4 protein-coding genes are annotated in these 4017 nt (G+C 72.5%); all 4 read right to left on the bottom strand.

Annotated features, from left to right (window positions below):
* Nucleotides 1-2770, bottom strand: a 2770-nt coding sequence (gene nifJ / locus VF468_20420; protein ID HEX5880655.1) for a pyruvate:ferredoxin (flavodoxin) oxidoreductase, incomplete at its 3' end; no start/stop codon positions are given.
* Between the two features lie 89 nt (nucleotides 2771-2859).
* Nucleotides 2860-3252: a CBS domain-containing protein gene (locus tag VF468_20415; protein ID HEX5880654.1), complete on the bottom strand. Its 393-nt coding sequence runs from the start codon at nucleotides 3250-3252 to the stop codon at nucleotides 2860-2862.
* A gap of 89 nt (nucleotides 3253-3341) precedes the next feature.
* Nucleotides 3342-3752 carry a ferritin family protein gene (locus VF468_20410; GenBank protein HEX5880653.1) on the bottom strand — a complete coding sequence of 137 codons (411 nt, stop codon included), beginning with the start codon at nucleotides 3750-3752 and terminating at the stop codon, nucleotides 3342-3344.
* Between the two features lie 13 nt (nucleotides 3753-3765).
* Nucleotides 3766-4017, bottom strand: a 252-nt coding sequence (locus VF468_20405) for a GTPase (GenBank protein HEX5880652.1), incomplete at its 5' end; no start/stop codon positions are given.

The raw sequence follows: 4017 nt of genomic DNA, 5'->3' as shown, positions 1-4017 counted from the left end.
TGGCCCGGGCGAGGTCCTCCCCCACCGCCGGCGCCAGGCCCTCCAGGAGCTGACGGGCCCTGGCCGCCTGCCGGTCGGCGGCCAGCCGGATGCCCAGGCCGAACTCGGCCTTGTCCTCGAACAGCGAGTTGGCCCAGGCCGGCCCCTGTCCCTCGGCGTTGGTCGTCCAGGGGGTGGTTGGCAGGTTGCCGCCGTAGATGGAGGAGCAGCCGGTGGCGTTGGCGACCAGCAGCCGGTCGCCGAACAACTGGCTGATCAGCTTCAGGTACTGGGTCTCGCCGCAGCCGGCGCAGGCGCCGGAGAACTCGAACAGCGGCTGGCGGACCTGGGAGCCCTTGACCGTGTCCGGGGCCGTCCGCTCGCGGTCCAGCTCCGGGATCGCCTCGAAGAACTCCCAGCGCTCCCGCTCGCGCTCCAGGAACGCGTCGACCGGGGTCATGTTGATCGCCTTGTGCTTGACCTCCTCCTTGGAGTGGGCCGGGCAGACCTCGACGCAGACCCCGCAGCCGGTGCAGTCCTCGGGCGCGACCTGGATGGTGAGCTTGTGTCCGGGCAGGTCCCGGGAGCGGAAGTCCTTGGCCTCGAACCCGTCGGGGGCGCCCTCCAGAGCCTCGGGGGCGAACACCTTCATGCGGATGGTCGAGTGCGGGCACACGATGGCGCACTTGCCGCAGTCGATGCAGATCGACGGGTCCCAGATGGGGATCTCGGCGGCCAGGGAGCGCTTCTCCCACCTGGCCGTGCCGGTCGGGAAGGCGCCGTCGACGGGCAGGGCGCTGACCGGCAGGAGGTCGCCGTTGCCCTCCATCATCCGGGCCGTGACCCGCTTGACGAAGTCTGGGGCCTGCTCCGAGACGGTCGGCCGGCGGTGGCGGGTGGCGGTTGCCGACGCCGGCACCTGGACCTGACGCAGCCCGTCCAGGGCCCGGTCCACGGCGGCGAAGTTGCGGGCCACCACCTCCTCCCCCCGGCGGCCGAACGCCCTCTCGATCCAGGCCTTGATCGCCGCGATGGCCTCGTCCCGGGGCAGGACGCCGGACAGGGCGAAGAAGCAGGGCTGCATGACCGTGTTGATCCGGTGGCCCATGCCGACCTCGCGGGCCACCCGGGCGGCGTCGACCACCCACAGGTCCAGGTGCTTGTCGATGATCTCCTGCTGGACCTCGCGGGGGAGGTGGTCCCACACCTGGTCGTCCGGCCAGGGGCTGTTGAGCAGGAACCTGGCCCCTGGGGCGGCCCGGCCGAGCACATCCATGCGGTCCAGGAAGTGGAACTGGTGGCAGGCGACGAAGTTGGCCTGCCCCTGGCCGATGAGATAGGTGGAGCGGATCGGCCGGGGTGAGACCCGCAGGTGCGAAACGGTCACCGAGCCGGACTTCTTTGAGTCCAGGACGAAGTAGCCCTGGGCGAACAGGTCGGTGCCCTCGCCGATGATCTTCACCGACGTCTTGTTGGCCCCAACGGTGCCGTCCGAGCCAAGGCCGAAGAACACCGCCCGCAGCCCCTCGGCGTCCTCGGTCGAGAACCCAGCGTCCACTGGCAGGCTGCTGTGGGAGACGTCGTCGGCGATCCCGACCGTGACGTGGTTGCGGGGCTCATCGGCGGCCAGGTTGTCCAGCACCGCCCTGGCCATGGCCGGGGTGAACTCCTTGGACGCCAGGCCGTAGCGGCCCCCCACCACCGCCGGCATTGGCGGGCCGCCGCCCGCCGCCCGCTCGGCCAGGGCACACACCACGTCCTGGTACAGGGGCTCGCCGGCCGCGCCCGGCTCCTTGGTCCGGTCCAGCACCGCCACCCGGCGCACGGTCGCGGGCAGGGCGGCGGCCAGGGCCTCGGCCGGGAACGGCCGGTACAGCCGCACCGTGACCAGGCCGACCCGCTCCCCCGCCGCCGTCAGCGCCTCGACCGCCTCGCCGGCGGCACCGGCGGCCGACCCCATGAGCACCAGCACCCGCTCGGCGTCGGGGGCGCCGAGGTAGTCGACCAGCCCGTAGCGGCGGCCGGTGCGGGCGGCCAGCCCGTCCAGCTTGGCCTGCACGATCCCGGGCACGGCGGCGTAGAAGGGGTTGCTGGCCTCCCGGGCCTGGAAGAAGACGTCCGGGTTCTGGGCCGAGCCGCGCAGCTGGGGCCGGTCCGGGGACAGGCCCCGCTCACGGTGAGCGGCCACATCGGCCTCGTCGACCAGGGAACGGAGGTCGTCGTCGTCCAGCACCCGGATCTTGGCCACCTCGTGGGAGGTGCGGAAGCCGTCGAAGAAGTGCAGGAACGGCACCCGCGAGGCCAGCGCCGAGGCGTGGGCGACCAGGGCCAGGTCGTGGGCCTCCTGCACCGAGCCGGCGGCCAGCATCGCCCAGCCGGTGGGGCGGGCGGCCATCACGTCGGAGTGGTCGCCGAAGATCGACAGGGCGTGGGTGGCCACCGTGCGGGCGGCCACGTGGATCACCGTCGGGGTCAGCTCCCCGGCGATCTTGAACATGTTGGGCAGCATCAGCAGCAGGCCCTGGGAGGCGGTGAACGTGGTGGCCAGCGCCCCCTTGAGCACCGCCCCGTGCAGCACCCCGGCCGCCCCGGCCTCGCTCTGGAGCTCGACCACCTCGGGCACCTGCCCCCACAGGTTGGGCCTCCCGGCCGCGCTCCAGGTGTCGGCCAGCTCCCCCATCGTCGACGCCGGCGTGATCGGGTAGATGGCGATGACCTCGCTCAGCCGGTGGGCGACCCGCGCCGCCGCCTCGTTGCCGTCGACACACACCCAACCGTCCGCGGTCGTCATCGCAGCCTCCGAGTTCGTGCTTGTCGGTGCCATCCGACCAAGTGTCGCGCCTGCGGCGGCAGGGTCCAATGGCCTGCCGGGAACGGGACCTATCCGGCTCGGCTCCCGTCGGCCTGGTGGACCTCGGCGTCCAGGACGTCGCGGATGGACAGGACACCGACCAGGTGGCCGCCGCGCACGATGGGCAGGTGCCGGATGCCCAGCTCCAGCATCAGATGGGCGGCGTCGGCGAGTTCGCTGTCGGGCCGCAGGACCTCCGGGGCCGGGGTCATGTAGTCCGACACCGGCGTGATGACCGGGTCCGCGCCCTCGGCCATCGCGGCCGTGACGTCCCGTTCGGTGATGATGCCGGCCAGGTGCTGGCCCTCCAGGACCGGAAGGGCGCCGACCTGATGCCAGTTCATGCGGTCGGCCGCGACGTCCAGGCTCTCGTCCGCCTGGGCGGTGAACAGCTCGTGGGGCTGCAGGTCGGAGACCTTCATCGGTGCCTCCTTTGTCGTTGCCCTGGCACCGTAGCCGAGCGCTCGGTCCGTCCCTAGGGCCCCTGGTCCCGATTCTGGGGGGCCGTTCGCTACTCGGCCGGGTCGGCCGGGTCCAGGTCCCGCAGGACGGCCAGGAACTGGTCACGGTTGCGCCGTTCGTCCTCGCGCAGGCGGCGGAACCGCTCGGCGGCGGCGTGGTCGCCGACCGCCTGTGCCTGGCCCTGGAAGTCGCGGTACATCACCTCGGCCTCGAAGGCCTCCTCCTCGATGGCCAGGTGCAGGTTCTCGGCCTCCATGCCGATGACCCCCACTTCCAGGGCCTGCTCGACGAAGTGGCCGAAGTACTCCTCCTTGGCCACCTGCTCGAACAGCTCGGCCACCTGTGGCCGGCCGTGCTTGCGGGCCTGGGTGGCGTACAGCAGGTACATGGCGAAGGCGTACGCCTCCCGCCGCATCGCCCGGAGCAGGTTCTCCCGGGTCTGTGGGTGCACTGTCCGCATGGCGTCCTCCTTGTCAGCGGGCCGGGGCGACCGGCCGGGCGGGCCTGGCCGCGGCCAGGATGGGCGCGAGCACATCGGTCAGGTCGGGGTGGCCCAGCTCGCGCAGCTCATAGCCGGCCTGGCGGACCGGGCGGGCGGTGCCGACGACCCGGCGCAGGCCGATCGGGGTACCGGCCACGACCACGTCGCAGTCGGCGGCGTCGATGGTGGCCGCCAGCTCCTCGATCTGGCGCCCCCCGTAGCCCATGGCCGGCAGGACCAGCCC

The organism is Actinomycetota bacterium (assembly GCA_036280995.1).
In the GTDB taxonomy this organism is placed as follows: Bacteria; Actinomycetota; CALGFH01; order CALGFH01; family CALGFH01; genus CALGFH01.
Note: the sequence above shows the minus strand (reverse complement) of the source record. Positions and strands in the feature narration are given on the sequence as shown.

Bases quoted from the DNA above. Each gene is read 5' to 3' on its own strand.
- VF468_20415 (HEX5880654.1), bottom strand. From the start codon at position 3,252: ATGAAGGTCTCCGACCTGCAGCCCCACGAGCTGTTCACCGCCCAGGCG.
- VF468_20410 (HEX5880653.1), bottom strand. From the start codon at position 3,752: ATGCGGACAGTGCACCCACAGACCCGGGAGAACCTGCTCCGGGCGATG.